This window comes from Mycolicibacterium iranicum (assembly GCF_014190915.1).
In the GTDB taxonomy this organism is placed as follows: domain Bacteria; phylum Actinomycetota; class Actinomycetes; order Mycobacteriales; family Mycobacteriaceae; genus Mycobacterium; species Mycobacterium iranicum_B.
In genome coordinates, this window is sequence record NZ_JACHVU010000016.1 from 59749 (window position 1) to 74408 (window position 14660).

The window sequence follows — 14660 nt, forward strand, 5'->3', positions numbered from 1 at the left end:
GGGGTGGCCATCACCCCATTATCGGCGGGTGCGCTAGGCGCCCCCTGTGCCGTTCCTATGCGCGCGCTGTGAAAGCGGGTCACATGCCCCGCTGAACCTACCCACAGCCGGCACACATTCGGCCCGGCCACAGTGGATCGCATGGACACCGACCACCACGAGCCGGCATCGGGTGACCAGCCCACTCGGACACGCCCGTGGGGGCTGCGCGAGACCGTGACGGCCGTCGGCGTAGCCGCGGTCATCGCCGGGTTGGGCGGCGCCGCCGCCTACGCCGCGACCGGCGCCGCGTCCCCGCAGTTCGGCGGCCCGCCGGGGCAGCACGCCGCAGCTCCCGGTGGCGTCGGCCCCGGTCCCGGCGGCCGGGGCCCGCAGCAGGGGCCGCCGGTGCACGGCACGGTCGTCGTCGCCGACGGCTCCGGCGGTTTCGTCACCGTCGTCAGCCAGACCGGGATCGTCACGGCGACCGGTCCCGGTTCCCTGACGGTGCGCAGCGAAGACGGGTTCACCCAGACCTGGACGACGACGTCCGGGCAGGGCTCGGGCGTCGGCGTGGACGACAGCGTCATGGTCGAGGGCAGGCAGGAGTCCGGCGCCGCAGCGCGGAGCGTCACGCAGGTGTTCGACCCTGTGCGGGCCCCCGGCCGGTGACCGGCGACGCCCCGCACCCGGCACGTCGGCGGGCTGTAGCAACACACATCTCCTAACCTGGGGCGCATGCAGCCCCGAGTCGGAAGCACCGCATGACCCGCTTCCTCGCCCGCCGGCTGCTGAACTATGCCCTCCTGCTGGGGCTGGCGTCGTTCCTGACGTTCACCCTCACCTCGTTGACGTTCGCCCCGCTCGACAGCCTGCTGGAACGCAACCCGCGACCGCCGCAGGCGGTGATCGACGCCAAGGCCGCCGAACTCAACCTCGACGAGCCCATCCCGATCCGGTACGCCGACTGGGTGGGCGGTGTGGTGCGCGGGGACTTCGGCACCACCGTGGCCGGCCAGCCCGTCACCGACGAACTGTGGCGCCGCGTCGGGGTGAGCCTGCGGCTGGTGATCATCGGATCGATCGTCGGCACCGCCCTGGGCGTCGTCGTCGGGGCCTGGGGGGCCATCCGGCAGTACCGACTGTCCGACCGGGTCATCACCACGCTGGCGCTGCTGACGCTGAGCACACCGACCTTCGTGATCGCCAACCTGCTCATCCTGGCTGCGCTGCAGGGCAATTCGATTCTCGGAGTACAGATCTTCGAGTACACCGGGGAGACGTCGACCGACGCCGTCGGCGGGACGTTCAGCCAGCTGGTGGACCGTCTGCAACATCTCGTGCTGCCCACGCTCACACTGGCGCTGGGCACCATCGCGGGCTTCAGCCGCTACCAGCGCAACGCGATGCTCGACGTGCTCGGCCAGGACTTCATCCGCACCGCCCGCGCCAAGGGGCTGACCCGGCGGCAGGCGTTGTTCAAACACGGCCTGCGCACCGCGCTGATCCCGATGGCCACCCTGTTCGCCTACGGCGTGGGCGGCCTGTTCACCGGCGCGGTGTTCGTCGAGAAGATCTTCGGATGGCACGGCATCGGTGAATGGTTCGTGCAGGGCATCACCACGCAGGACACCAACATCATCGTCGCCATCACGGTGTTCACCGGTGCGACGGTGCTGCTGGCCGGGCTGCTGTCCGACGTGCTGTACGCCGCCCTCGACCCGAGGGTGCGTGTCTCGTGACCGTCGAACGCTCCCGGGACGAGGCCGTCGCCCCCGAACACCGGTTCGTATCGCGGCGCACGCTGGTGTGGCGGCGATTCGTCCGCAACCGGCCCGCGGTGGTGTCCCTGTTCGTGCTCGCCGCGCTGTTCCTCAGCTGCTACGCGCTGCCGCCGCTGCTGCCCTTCACCCACACCGAGCTGGACTACTACGCGCTGCAGCAACCCCCCACCACCACACACTGGTTCGGCACCAACGCGCTCGGCCAGGACGTGCTCGCCCAGACGCTGCGCGGCATGCAGAAATCCATGCTGATCGGAGTGTGTGTGGCGTTCCTGTCGACGCTGATCGCGGCGACGGTGGGGGCGATCGCGGGCTACTTCGGCGCGTGGCGCAACGCCACGCTGATGTGGATCGTCGATCTGCTGCTCGTCATCCCGGGCTTCCTCCTCATCGCGATCGTCACACCTCGGCTGCGCGACTCCGATACCGAGCTGTGGCTGATCGTGCTGCTGGCGGGGTTCAGCTGGATGATCAGCGCCCGCATCGTGCGGGGGCTGACGATGAGCCTGCGGGAACGCGAATTCGTGACCGCCGCACGGTATATGGGCGTCAGCAACTGGCGCATCATCGTGCGCCACATCGTGCCGAACGCAGCCTCGATCCTGATCATCGACACCGCGCTGAACGTCGGCCTGGCCATCCTGGCCGAGACGAGCCTGAGCTTCCTCGGGTTCGGTGTGCAGCCGCCGGACGTGTCGCTGGGCACGCTGATCGCCGACGGCACCCGGTCGGTGACGACCTTCCCGTGGGTGTTCCTGTTCCCGGCCGGGGTGCTGGTGCTGATCGTGTTCTGCGCCAACCTCGTCGGCGACGGCCTGCGCGACGCGCTCGATCCCGGGGTACGTCCGGCCCGGCGCCGCCGACGCCGGAGGGCGGCGGCATGAGCCTGCTCGAGGTGCGCGGATTGCACGTCGCCTTCCCCATCGACAACCCCACCGGCCCTGACCGTGTCGAAGCCGTGCGCGGCTTGGACTACCACGTCGACGCCGGCGAAGTCGTAGCCCTGGTCGGTGAATCCGGGGCCGGCAAGAGCGCGGGCGCGATGGCGGTGGTCGGCCTGCTGCCCGAATACGCCGAGGTGTCGGGCTCTGTGCGGCTGCACGGCGACGAACTCCTCGGGCGATCCGACCGGGACATGTCGCGGATCCGCGGGGCCTCGATCGGCACCGTCTTCCAGGATCCGATGTCGGCGCTCACGCCGGTGTACACCGTCGGCGATCAGATCGCCGAGGCGATCCGCATCCACCACCGCGACGTCGACGCCCGCTCCGCGCGCATCCGGGCGGTCGAGCTGCTCGAGCTCGTCGGGATCGCGCAGCCTGCGCAGCGGGCCCGGGCGTTCCCGCACGAGATGTCCGGCGGGGAACGGCAGCGCGTGGTCATCGCGATCGCGATCGCCAACGATCCCGATCTGTTGATCTGCGACGAACCGACGACCGCCCTGGACGTCACCGTGCAGGCACAGATCCTCGACGTGCTGCGCACCGCACGCGACGTCACCGGCGCCGGGGTGCTCATCATCACCCACGACCTCGGCGTCGTCGCGGAGTTCGCCGACCGCGCGCTGGTCATGTACGCCGGCCGCGCGGTGGAGACCGCACCGGTCGCCGATCTGTACCGCAGCCGCCGGATGCCCTACACCGCAGGGCTTCTGGGGTCGGCCCCGCGTCTCGATGCCCCGCAGGGGGCTCGCCTGGTGCCCATCCCCGGCGCGCCGCCGTCGATGACCGCGCTGCCGCCGGGCTGCCCGTTCACCCCGCGCTGCCCGCTGGCGATCGACGAGTGCAGCGCCGCCGAGCCCGCCCTGGAGCCGGTCGGGCCGGGCCACCTCGTCGCCTGCATCCGCCACGAGCACGTCGTGGGACGCAGTGCGGCCGACATCTACGGGGTGTCGACGGCGCCCCCCGCGGCACCGGCGGAGCCGTCCGAGGCCGTCGTCCTGCGCGTCACCGACCTGTCGAAGACCTACCAGCTGACCAAGGGTGTGGTGTTCCGGCGCCGGATCGGTGAGGTGAGGGCGGTCGATTCCGTCAGCTTCACCCTGGCGGCGGGCCGCACGCTGGGCATCGTCGGCGAATCCGGATCGGGCAAGTCCACCACGCTGCACCAGATTTTGGATCTGGCCGCACCGCAATCCGGCACGATCGAGGTGCTCGGCCACGATGTCGCAACACTGGACCGCGCCGGCCGTCGCGCCCTACGCGGGGATCTGCAGGTGGTGTTCCAGGACCCGGTGGCGTCGCTGGACCCTCGGCTGCCGGTGTTCGACGTGCTGGCAGAACCGCTGCAGGCCAACGGGTTCGCGAAGAATGCGATCCGCGACAGGGTGGCCGAGCTGTTGACCGTGGTCGGGATGCGCCGCGAGGACGCGAGCCGCTACCCGGCGGAGTTCTCCGGTGGGCAGAAACAGCGCATCGGCATCGCGCGGGCCCTGGCGCTGCAGCCCAAGATCCTCGCCCTCGACGAGCCGGTGTCGGCGCTGGACGTATCGATCCAGGCCGGCATCATCAACCTGCTCCTCGATCTGCAGGAGCGTTTCGGGCTGGCCTACCTGTTCGTCTCTCACGACCTGTCCGTGGTGCGCCACCTCGCCCACCGCGTCGCGGTCATGCACAAAGGCGTCATCGTCGAGCAGGGCGACAGCGAGCAGGTGTTCGCCGACCCCACCCACGAGTACACCCGGCGACTGCTCGCCGCGGTACCGCGTCCCCAGCCTGATCACAGTTAGAGTCAGTCCGCATGACGTACCTGAGCCACCGAACAGGGACCCCCGCCACGCCCCGGCGAGCAGACACACAATCGCACGCCACGCCGGTGAAAAGGGCGATGATGCGTCTGCTCGCGGCGGGAACGGTAGCGGCGGTCCTCGTGACGGGGTGCTCCAGCGGCAGCAATGAGGTGCCGTCGGCGGGCGGCAACGCCGAACTCGGCGCCTCGGCCGACATCAATCCGCAGGACCCGGCCACGCTCCAGCAGGGCGGCAATCTGCGGTTGGCGCTCACCGGCTTCCCGCCGAATTTCAACTACCTGCACGTCGACGGCAACCTCGGCGAACTGGGCAGGATGCTGCGGGCCACGCTGCCGCGTGCGTTCGTGATCAAGCCCGACGGGGAGATGACGGTCAACAGCGACTACTTCACCAGCGTCGAGCTGACCAGCACCGAACCCCAGGTCGTCACGTACACGATCAACCCGAAGGCGACCTGGTCGGACGGCACGCCGATCACGTGGGAGGACTTCGCCGCCCAGATCAACGCCACCAGCGGCAAGGACAAGCGGTTCCTGTTCGCCTCACCCAACGGCAGCGAGCGCGTCGCATCGGTCACCAAGGGCGTCGACGACCGGCAGGCCGTCATCACCTTCGCCAGCCACTTCGCGGACTGGCGGGGCATGTTCGCCGGCAACTCGATGCTGTCCTCGAAGGCGGTGACGTCCGATCCCGAGGCGTTCAACAAGGGCTTCCTCAACGGCCCCGGCCCGTCGGCCGGCCCATTCACCATCACCACCGTCGACCGCGGTGCGCAGCGAATCGTGTTGACCCGCAACCCGAAATGGTGGGGCACCCCACCACTGCTGGACTCGATGACCTACACCGTGCTCGACGATGCGGCGATGATCCCGGCGCTGGAGAACAACGCACTCGACTCGGTCGGCCTGGCCACCCTCGACGACCTGGAGCGCGCACGCCGTGCGCAGGGCGTCTCGATCCGCCGGGCGCCCGCACCGAACTGGTACCACCTCACGATCAACGGGGCACCGGGAGCACTGCTGTCGGATCCGGGTCTGCGCATCGCGATCACCAAGGCGCTGGACCGGCAGGCGATCGCCGCGGTGACCCAGCGTGGCCTCACCGACAACCCGGCGGCGCTGAACAATCACATCTATCTGGCCGGCCAAGAGGGCTACCAGGACAACAGCATCGCGTTCGATCCCGAAGCGGCCAAGCGGGAACTCGACGCGCTGGGCTGGACGCTCAACGGACAGTTCCGCGAGAAGGACGGCAAGCGGCTCACGATCCGCAACGTCTTCTACGACGGGCAGAGCACCCGCTCGGTGGCCCAGATCGCGCAGAACCAGCTCGCGCAGGTCGGTGTCGACATGGAGCTCATCCCGGCCGCCGGCGGCAGCCTGTTCCCGGACTACGTCACGCCGGGTAACTTCGACATGACCCAATTCGCTTGGGGTGGTGATGCCTTCGCGTTGACCAGCCTCACGCAGATTTTCGCGTCCAACGGGGAGAGCAACTACGGCAAGATCGGCAGCCCGGAGGTGGACGCCAAGATCGAGGAGACGCTGTCGGAGCTCGACCCGGCCAAGGCCCGCACCCTGGCCAACGAACTGGACACGATGATCTGGGAGGAAGGCCACAGCCTGCCGCTGTTCCAAGCCCCGGGCAACGTTGCCATCCGCAGCAATCTGGCGAACTACGGTCCCACCGGCATCGGCGACATCAACTTCTCGGCGATCGGCTTCATGAAGTAGCGGGGGCGTGTGCGGCTGCTGGTGCGGCGACTTCTGCACCAAGGTCGTGCGCACGCCCGCCTAGCGACCCAGGCGCAGAACTCGCGTGGCTCGCGTGCGCGATCGCGTGCTCGCGGGAGTGCGGGTGCGGCGACTTCTGCACCATGGTCGCGCGCACGCCCAACTAGCGACCCAGGCGCAGAACTCGCGAGGCGCACGCTCCCACGTCGCGTGCTCGCAGGGCTCCTGGGGTGCTAGTGCGTCGACTTCTGCACCATGGTCGCGCGCACGCCCATCAAGCAGCCCAGGCGCAGAACTCGCGAGGGCACACACTCGCGACCGCGTGCTCGCAGGGCTCGCGGGGGTGCTGGTGCGTCGACTTCTGCACCATGGTCGCGCGCACGCCCATCCAACAGCCCTAGCGCAGAACTCGCGAGGCGCACGCTCCCAAGTCGCGTGCTCGCAGGGCTCCTGGGGTGCTGGTGCGGCGACTTCTGCACCAAGGTCGCGCGCACGCCCAACTAGCGACCCAGGCGCAGAACTCGCGATCGCGTGCTCTAGGTCGACTGGCCCGCAATGTCGCGCACGGCTTTCGGCACGGCGCCGGGCACCGCTGATTCAGCACGAGCCGCCGCGGCCAGCGCCCGCACCAGCAGGCGCACCGTGAGGTTGGCCGGCAGCGCGTCGAGTTCTGCCGAGCGCGAGGCGAGCTCGTGGACCTTCCCCGCGGCCATCGCCGAGCAGATCTGCAGCGCCGCCTGCTCGCGGGTGTCGAGAATGCTGTGGCCCGCGGTCGGCAGTTCGACCAGCACCGAGTCCGGGATCAGACCGGCGACCCGGCGAGCGATCTGGGGCGGGGTCGTCAAGTCCCGGCCTCCCGAGATCACCGCGGTCGGCCAGGTGAAGCCGGGCATCGCCGCCGGCAGATCGTAGGGCTCGGCGACGAATTCGACGTCACCGGAAGCCATTTCGCGAAGTGCGATCGCCGGGTCCAGCGGTCGGCCGTCGGGAACGGCCCCATAGTTCAGCTCACGGTAGGCGATGCGCTCCACGAGGTCCGGTTCGTTGTGGTAGGCCGTCTTGCGTTCCAGCAACTCCCGATTGCCCAATCCGACCGCCGCCCAAAGCACGTCGCGTCCGGCCAGCAGCAGGTCGAGCTGGCGGCGCAGGACATCAGGGCCCGCCGCCCCGTACATGTCGCCGATCAACTGCACGTCCTTGGACGAGAGCACGCCCTCGGCGGCCAGCCGGCGCACCCGCGACGCCAGATCGGCGCTGCCCGGCTCCGTACCGTCCCACAGCACCCTGCGCGTTTGCTTCCGGACCTCCTCGATGTCGTCGGCCGACAGCAGCGGTGAGTCCAGCACCATCGAGTGCACCCGCCCCGGGTACCGCACCCCCACCCCCGCGGCCAGATAGGTGCCGTACGACGTGCCGTAGACGATGGCGCGCTCGACCTGGGCGTCGTCGAGGACGGCCGCGACGTCGTCGACCGCGGCCTCGACGGTCAGCGCTTCCGGCGGCAGGTCCGCGCCGGCATCGTCGTGACGGGACAGGCCCACGCCGCGGTGTTCGACCATGATGACGTCCAGCCCGGCCACGGCGGCACGGCGCCGGAACGCCCGGTACAGCGCGACCGAGGCCGCGCCCGGCCCTCCGGGAATGACGACGAGCGGATGGGTCGATTTCCGGCCGGTCCGTACATAGAAGACGTCGAACTGCTCGCCGCCGTCGCGGCGGATCGGTCTGCGAACCGGACGCACACCCGGCAGCGCCGCAAGCCTGTCGTGCGCCCGGCGCCGCTTGGCATTCATCGTCATCACCGCTCATTGTGCCCCGCACCGGCACCGCACACACCTGACGCCGTCGCTGTTCTGTTCCGGCTGATCGTAAGCAGTGCGGACAGACCGGGCAGATCAGTACAACCGAGCCATGACCTCAACGGATCACGTGACGACGGTTCTGCCGGGCTCGGCGGAGTTCACAGCTCTTCTGCAGCAGATCGGAAGCGGAGCCCGGGACCGAGACCTCCACGACGAGAACCCCTTTGATCAGGTGGCCGCCCTGAAACGGGCCGGCTTCGGCACACTCCGGCTACCCGGTGGCCTGGGCGGGCCCGGGTTCACCATCCCCCAGCTGTTCTCCGCGGTCATCGATGTCGCGCGGGCCGATCCCATCGTCGCGCACATCTTCCGGACCCACTTCTGGTTCGTCGAGGAGCGGCTGCGCACCGCGAACACGCGGGTCGCCCAGGACTGGCTCGGCAAGGTCGCCGCGGGCCGCACCTTCGGCAATGCGTTCAGCGAGAAGGGGGCCAACGCCGTCGGCAGCCTGGTCTTCAACACTCGCCTGCTGCCAGGGGACGGCGGCTACCGCCTGACCGGCGAGAAGTACTACAGCACGGGCACGCTGTTCTCCGACTATCTGACCGTCACCGCGACCACCGACCACGACTCCGTGGCCCTCGTGGTGGTCCCGGCCGACCGGAACGGGGTGCGGGTGATCGACGACTGGGACGGCTTCGGGCAGCGCAGGACCGGCACCGGAACCACGACGTTCGACGAGGTCGCGGTCAGTCCCGACGAAATACTCAGCGACACCCCGTACGACGCCGAAGCAGCGCCGACAGTGCAGTACGCCGCCTTGCAGCTGTACATCCACGCGGTCGTCGCGGGCATCCTCGAATCGGTGGTCGACGACGGGATCGCGCTGCTGCGTTCGCGGGAGCGCAGCTTCAGCCATGCCGTCGCCGAGCGGCCCACCGACGACCCGCTGCTCCAGCGCCAGCTCGGCGAGCTCGCGAGTACCGCCTACATCGCCAGGGCCGCCGTGCTGGATGCGGCCGCAGCGATCGCCGAGGCCACGGCCTCCGAGCACGACGGGGTTCCGGACGCCGAGCTGGCGGCCGCGGCGCAGCTCAAGGTCGCCAAGGTGAAGGTTCACCTCGACGACGTCGCCCCTGCGGCCGCGACGCGGCTGCTCGAACTCGGAGGCGCGAGCGCCGCCAGCCGGCGGCTCAACCTCGACCGGCACTGGCGCAACATCCGCACGATCACCCTGCACAACCCGGTGGCCTACAAGGCCCGACTGATCGGCCAGAACCTGCTGCACGGCACCGCCATTCCGGCCAACGCGTACTTCTGAGCTCGGCACCACAGGAAAGAGACACACGAATGACCCGACAACTCCACCTCGGCGGATTCCAGATCGCCTCGCAGGTCACCCATTCGCACGCCGCGTGGCGGCACCCGGCCAGCGACACCAGGTTCACCACCCCGGACTACTACCACCGCATCGGTCGCATCCTGGAACGCGGCAAGTTCGACTTCGTGTTCTTCGCCGATCTGCTGGCTGCCCCCGGCCGGTTCGGCGACGACATCACCGAACCCCTGCGCCGCGGCACACAGGCTACCGCCACGCTGGACCCATCAATCGTGGCTGCCAGCATCGGCGCGGTGACGTCGAAGCTGGGCGTCGCGATCACCAAGTCGGCCACATACTTTCATCCCTACGAGCTGGCCCGCATCTTCGCCAGCCTCGACCACATCACCCAGGGCCGGGTGGCGTGGAACATCGTGACCTCCCTGTCTCAGGGTGAGGCGCAGAACTTCGGTCACGCCGAGCATCTCGATCACGACTTCCGCTATCAGCGTGCAGACGAGTTCGTGCGGACGACGTTGGAGTTGTGGCAGAGCTGGGATCCCGACGCGCTGGTCCTCGACAAGGCCGCCGGGGTGTTCGCCGACCCCGACCGGATCCGCCGCATCGACCACGAGGGTGAGTACTTCCGCACCCGCGGACCGTTGAACGTTCCCCATTCGCCGCAGGGCCGGCCGGTGCTGATCCAAGCGGGGGCTTCGGCGACGGGCAAGGATTTCGCGGCGCGCTGGGCCGAGGCGATCTTCGAGATCGACCCCACGCCCGAGGGCCGACGCGCGTACTACGACGACATCAAGTCGCGGGCCTCGGATGCGGGCCGCGATCCCGACCAGGTGCTGATCTTCCCGGCGTTCATCCCGTTCTTCGGCGAAACCGAGTCGATCGCCCGGGAGAAGCAGGCATTCCACAACGATCTGGCCGACCCCGTCTCGGGTTTGATCACCCTGTCGGTGCACACCGACCACGACTTCTCGCGCTACGACCTGGACGCGCCGGTCGAGGATGTCACCGTCAGCGGGACGCAGGGACTGTTCGACACCGCACGGCGGGTGGCCAACCGCGACAACCTCACCTTGCGCGACATCGGCAAGTGGTACGCCCAGGGCGTGCTGCTACCCCAGTTCGTCGGCACCGCCGAACAGGTCGCCGATCAGATCGAGGAGTCGTTCACCGCCGGGGAGGCCGACGGGTTCATGGTGTCGGCGGCCCAGACGCCGGGCACGTTCAACGATTTCGTCGACGCGGTGGTCCCGGAACTGCAGCGGCGCGGACTGTTCCGCACCGAGTACACCGGCTCCACCCTGCGCGAGCACCTCGGTCTGACGCGGCCCGCATTCGATACCTCCGCGGGTCTGCAGTCGGTGAGCTGACGCGACGTCAGCCGGCGACCAGCTCGATGTGGCGCGCGCTGCGCACGTCGGCGTAGCGCTGCGGGCTGCAGGTCAGGATGATGACCTGCCCGTCGCCGGCCACGGCGTCGAACACCTCGGCCATCTTCGTCAGCCTTTCGGCGTCGGTGAAGCCCAGCGCGTCGTCGATCACGACCGGCACGCTGTCTTCCTTGGCCACCAGCGCCGCGCCGGCCAGGCGGGCGACGATGCTCAGCTGTTCCTTGGCTCCTCCGGACAGCGAGTCGTAGGGGACGGTACGCCCGGACAGTGTGCGATGCCCGATGCTCAGCGTGCTGTCGACGTCGACTTCGAAGCTCTCGCCGAACACGATGCGGCCCAGCCGCTCCACCTCGCCGCGGAACGGGTCGACGTAGCGCTGCCGCACGGCGTCCCGATGCCTGCCCATCACCGACCGCAACAGATCCGCCGCGCGGGCGCGGCGCTGCACCCGCACGAACTCGGCCTCGGCCCGTTCGCGCTCGGTCTCGGCGGCGTCGAGCTCGCCTTTGCGGCCCTCGGTGCCGAACACCTTCAACTGCGCGGCAACATCTCTCAGCGATTCGGTGACCGCGTCGCGGCGCGCCGTGACCGCGGCCAGGTCCCGCTCGGCGGCCGCCAGAGCTGCCGCGACGGCGGCCGGCTGGTGAGCGGCGACGTCCTCGGCCAGCTGCGCGACCAGAGCCTCGGCCTTGCGCGCCGCCTCGGCCTCCTCCTCGGTCTTGACCGCCAGCTCGTCGTCGCCGACGGCCGCCCGCTGCTCGCTCAGCCGCGCGCCGGCCCCGACCAGTTCGCTCTGAGCCGCCTGCAGCTTGGCGGTGAGACGCGCAGCGTGTAGCCCGCGCTGCGTCAGCAGCTTGCCCGCCTCCTCGGCGACCTTCCGATGTGTTTCGCAGTCGCGGACGGCCTCCTGGTGCGCCGCGGTGGCTTCGATCAGCTCCAGACGCTGAGCTGCGGGATCCAGCGTCGCGGGGCCCGTAGGGTCGAACAGGGCGTCCTCGGCGGGCAGTCGTTCCTGCAGCGCGCTGATCCGGGTCCGCAGGTCGTCGATGCTGTCGTCACCGGTCAAAGCGTCGAGGATGGCGCGCACCTGCTGGCGGGCGGCCCGCAGTTCGTGGCGACGCCGGTCCAGCGACCTGGCGGCCTCGACATCGGCGACGCCGGCGTCGCGCAACGCCTTCGTCAGCGCGTCGGTGGCGGCGTCGAGCCCGGCCTGGGTCGCGGTCGCCGATGCCCCCGGCGACACCCGCAACGACAGCACGCCGGGCACGTCGACGCCGGTGGCCGCCGAGATCCCGCCCGCCCATGTGTCACCGGCACGGAGGGACACCACCTGTCCGTCGACGCTGAGCTGCACGTCGGACATCGCGGCCAGCTCCAAGTGGGCTGATGTCTGCTCGACGGCGGCGGCGGCCCGCTCGACGGCAGCGGCAGCGTGCTCGACGGCGGTCATCAGCCGGTCGGTCAGTGTGATCGTCGCGAGTTCGCGCTCTATGACTTCGAATTCGCGGTGATGACGCTCCAACGTCGCGAGCCGGCCGGCGACGCGGTCGAGCTCTTCCCGGTCGGCCAGCCGCTGCACGGCACTGCGCGCGGCGTCGAGCCGCTGCTGACTGGTGCTGACCGCGAGCCGCGCCGATTCCGCAGCCTCGTCGGCGGCCAGCTTCATCTGCGTGGCGGTGTCCAGGTCGTCGGCGGCGACCTCGGACTCGGCGTGCAGGCGAGCGATCGTGGCGGTCCGCTCCTCGATGTCGGCGCGGATCCGGCGCCGCTCGGTGAGCGCGGACCTCGACGCCGCATAGGTCGAGACGGCTACCTCGGCGCGGGCGGTGGCCTGGTCGAGCTCGGCCTGCAGCAGGGCTACCTGCTCGGCCGCCTTGGCGGTGACCGCCAAAGCCGCAGTGGCCGTCGACGTCTCCTCCGCGGTCGCCGCCAGCTCTGCGGTGAGCGCGGCATGCCTGCGGACCGCCTCGTCGACCTCGGCGATCGCGGCCGCGCACCGCGCCACCTCGCCGTCTGCGGCGCGCAGCCGCGCCGTGGCGGCCGCCCACTCGCCGGTGGGGCGTCCGGTCGACGTGAAGTACCGGCGGTACTCCTCCTCGATCCGGTCGATCAGCAGGGTGTCGACCGCACCGCCCGGGGTGGGATCGTCGTCGACGGCCCCGGCCACCACATCGAGTGCCCGCGACAGCGCATCGCAGCCGGACAAGTCGGCCGCCGTGGTCGGCGCCGACTGCAGAACCCGCTGAGCCTGCCAGAGATCCAGGTCGACGGTTTCGGCCAGCATGGCCCGAACCCGTTCGTGCGCTTCGTCTCCCGTGAGTTGCTCCCGGCGCGGCGCCGACACCGTCAGCTCCGTCTCGGGCTTCTTGTGGAAGCGCTTGCGGTACACGAAACGGTAGGGGCCGGCGGAGATCTCGGCGGTCACCTCGGCGCCGACGTCGGCGTGGGTGGGCTTGACCTGTTTGATCTCCTTCTTGGTGGAGCGGTCCTTGGCCTCCAGCAGCAGGTCGAGTGCCTCCAGCATCGAGGATTTGCCGACCTCGTTCGCACCGCTGATCACGACGACGCCGCGATCCGGGAATTCGATGTCGCGGTGCGTGATTCCGCGATAGTTCGTCAGCACGAGCCGATGCAACTTCATGCCGCCCCTCCTTCGGTCAGCCGCAGCAGCAAGGCCAGCGCCGCGCGGGCGTCCTCGGCGTCCTCCCCGGCGGCTCTGGCGGTGTTGACCAGCTCGTCGACGGCGGCGGCGGCGAAGCCCCCGATACCGAGGTCGTCGAACTCCCCGTCGGCCGGCATCACCGCGAGGTCGGTCTGCTTGTCCCACGGCACCAATGCGGCGAACAGCCGCGCGTATCGGTCCAGGCAGGCATCCAGCGCCGCGCGGTCGGTGACGGTGAGCGACCCGGTAAGACCCAGCCGGATCACCGTGCGCTCCTTGTCGGGCATCTGGTCGAGGTTGATGTCGAGGTCGGCCACGTCGCGGTTGTTGTCGACGGTGTGCTTCAGGGACATGAACCGCCAGGCGCCGATCCGGTGGGAGTCCACGCGTACGGTCCGGTCGCTGTCGTCGATGTCGACGGCGAGGACCATCCCGGGTTCGGGTTCGATGTCGTCGTAGTTGGTGACCTCGGGCGAGCCCGAATACCAGACGCGTCCGGTGGATCCGACACTCATGCGAGAGTGCTTGTCGCCCAGCGCGACATAGTGCACCGCACCCCGGGCGAGGGCGGTTTCGAGCGCCTCCAGCCCGATCAGCGACGGCCGGTCCTTGTCCGGCACCAGGATGTCGACGGCACCGTGTCCGACGACGATGCGCGTGACGTCGTCACCGGCGGGCAGCGCGTCCAGGACCGCCGCGACGAGGTCGGTGGTGGGCGACTTGGAGTACCAGGGAGCCGCCACCAGCTCGAGACCGGGCCGGACCTCATGCACACCGGGACGGTCGAGAACGACGACATTGTCGGGCCGCTCTGCGGTGAACAATGGGCTCGTGTACACCGACGAGGCGTCGAGCGGGTCGTGGTTGCCGGGCAGCAGATAGACCGGAACGGTAATGGCCCGCATGGCCTCGAGCGCGGTGCTGATCTCCTTCGGTGCGAGCTGGTTGTGCTCGAAGACGTCGCCGGCGACGACGACGAACTCCGCGCCGACCTCGGCAGCCAGCGGTCCGAGCGCGGCGACCGCACCGCGGCGCGCCGCCGAATACCGTGGCTGCGCATCCCCGTTCAGGTAGTGGCGGGTCATCCCGAGCTGCCAGTCAGCGGTGTGGAGAAAACGCATCTCAGCCCGTCCTTCCCGTCGGTTTCCTTCGTGGCATCGCTACTGTAGGTCCGGGCGCCGACAAGTCCGTGGACGCGCACCGGCATGCCCTACCGTTGATGGG

At 69.7% G+C, this 14660-nt stretch carries 10 protein-coding genes; 7 read left to right on the forward strand and 3 right to left on the reverse strand.

What is annotated here, in order from left to right:
* Positions 1-141: 141 nt before the first annotated feature.
* From FHR72_RS24135 to FHR72_RS24155, 5 genes are all read left to right on the forward strand, one after another.
* Positions 142-651 carry a hypothetical protein gene (locus FHR72_RS24135; protein ID WP_183473336.1) on the forward strand — a complete coding sequence of 170 codons (510 nt, stop codon included), beginning with the start codon at positions 142-144 and terminating at the stop codon, positions 649-651.
* A gap of 92 nt (positions 652-743) precedes the next feature.
* Complete coding sequence (locus FHR72_RS24140) at positions 744-1721, forward strand: oligopeptide ABC transporter permease OppB (RefSeq protein ID WP_183473339.1); 978 nt, start codon at positions 744-746, stop codon at positions 1719-1721.
* Entirely contained in the window at positions 1718-2647 is a 930-nt protein-coding gene (locus FHR72_RS24145) for an oligopeptide ABC transporter permease OppC (RefSeq protein ID WP_183473342.1), read from the forward strand. Before FHR72_RS24140 ends, FHR72_RS24145 begins: the two co-directional genes overlap by 4 nt.
* Positions 2644-4491, forward strand: a complete 1848-nt coding sequence (locus FHR72_RS24150; protein WP_183473345.1) for an oligopeptide ABC transporter ATP-binding protein OppD — start codon at positions 2644-2646, stop codon at positions 4489-4491. The genes FHR72_RS24145 and FHR72_RS24150 overlap by 4 nt, the downstream gene beginning before the upstream one ends.
* A gap of 101 nt (positions 4492-4592) precedes the next feature.
* Positions 4593-6245 carry an oligopeptide ABC transporter substrate-binding protein OppA gene (locus FHR72_RS24155; RefSeq protein ID WP_260156204.1) on the forward strand — a complete coding sequence of 551 codons (1653 nt, stop codon included), beginning with the start codon at positions 4593-4595 and terminating at the stop codon, positions 6243-6245.
* A gap of 536 nt (positions 6246-6781) precedes the next feature.
* Here the strand turns inward: FHR72_RS24155 and FHR72_RS24160 are convergent.
* A complete protein-coding gene (locus tag FHR72_RS24160) occupies positions 6782-8044 on the reverse strand; it encodes an alpha/beta fold hydrolase (RefSeq protein ID WP_183473351.1) in 1263 nt (420 codons plus the stop codon).
* Between the two features lie 112 nt (positions 8045-8156).
* Between FHR72_RS24160 and FHR72_RS24165 the strand changes: the two genes are divergently transcribed.
* Both FHR72_RS24165 and FHR72_RS24170 read left to right on the forward strand, forming a co-directional pair.
* Positions 8157-9368, forward strand: coding sequence for an acyl-CoA dehydrogenase family protein (locus FHR72_RS24165; protein WP_183473354.1), 1212 nt, complete (start codon positions 8157-8159; stop codon positions 9366-9368).
* Between the two features lie 29 nt (positions 9369-9397).
* On the forward strand, positions 9398-10753 hold the full coding sequence (locus FHR72_RS24170) for an LLM class flavin-dependent oxidoreductase (protein ID WP_183473357.1): 1356 nt from the start codon (positions 9398-9400) through the stop codon (positions 10751-10753).
* Between the two features lie 7 nt (positions 10754-10760).
* On the opposite strand, the gene FHR72_RS24175 is transcribed toward FHR72_RS24170, so the two are convergent.
* Both FHR72_RS24175 and FHR72_RS24180 read right to left on the reverse strand, forming a co-directional pair.
* Positions 10761-13415: an AAA family ATPase gene (locus tag FHR72_RS24175; protein WP_183473359.1), complete on the reverse strand. Its 2655-nt coding sequence runs from the start codon at positions 13413-13415 to the stop codon at positions 10761-10763.
* The gene (locus FHR72_RS24180) at positions 13412-14557 is read right to left on the reverse strand and encodes a metallophosphoesterase family protein (RefSeq protein ID WP_183473364.1); all 1146 of its coding nucleotides are present in this window, start codon (positions 14555-14557) and stop codon (positions 13412-13414) included. Before FHR72_RS24180 ends, FHR72_RS24175 begins: the two co-directional genes overlap by 4 nt.
* Between the last annotated feature and the right edge of the window lie 103 nt (positions 14558-14660).

Bases quoted from the DNA above. Each gene is read 5' to 3' on its own strand.
- FHR72_RS24175 (WP_183473359.1), bottom strand. From the start codon at position 13,415: ATGAAGTTGCATCGGCTCGTGCTGACGAACTATCGCGGAATCACGCAC.
- FHR72_RS24160 (WP_183473351.1), bottom strand. From the start codon at position 8,044: ATGACGATGAATGCCAAGCGGCGCCGGGCGCACGACAGGCTTGCGGCG.
- FHR72_RS24170 (WP_183473357.1), top strand. From the start codon at position 9,398: ATGACCCGACAACTCCACCTCGGCGGATTCCAGATCGCCTCGCAGGTC.
- FHR72_RS24150 (WP_183473345.1), top strand. From the start codon at position 2,644: ATGAGCCTGCTCGAGGTGCGCGGATTGCACGTCGCCTTCCCCATCGAC.
- FHR72_RS24180 (WP_183473364.1), bottom strand. From the start codon at position 14,557: ATGCGTTTTCTCCACACCGCTGACTGGCAGCTCGGGATGACCCGCCAC.
- FHR72_RS24140 (WP_183473339.1), top strand. From the start codon at position 744: ATGACCCGCTTCCTCGCCCGCCGGCTGCTGAACTATGCCCTCCTGCTG.
- FHR72_RS24155 (WP_260156204.1), top strand. From the start codon at position 4,593: ATGCGTCTGCTCGCGGCGGGAACGGTAGCGGCGGTCCTCGTGACGGGG.
- FHR72_RS24135 (WP_183473336.1), top strand. From the start codon at position 142: ATGGACACCGACCACCACGAGCCGGCATCGGGTGACCAGCCCACTCGG.
- FHR72_RS24165 (WP_183473354.1), top strand. From the start codon at position 8,157: ATGACCTCAACGGATCACGTGACGACGGTTCTGCCGGGCTCGGCGGAG.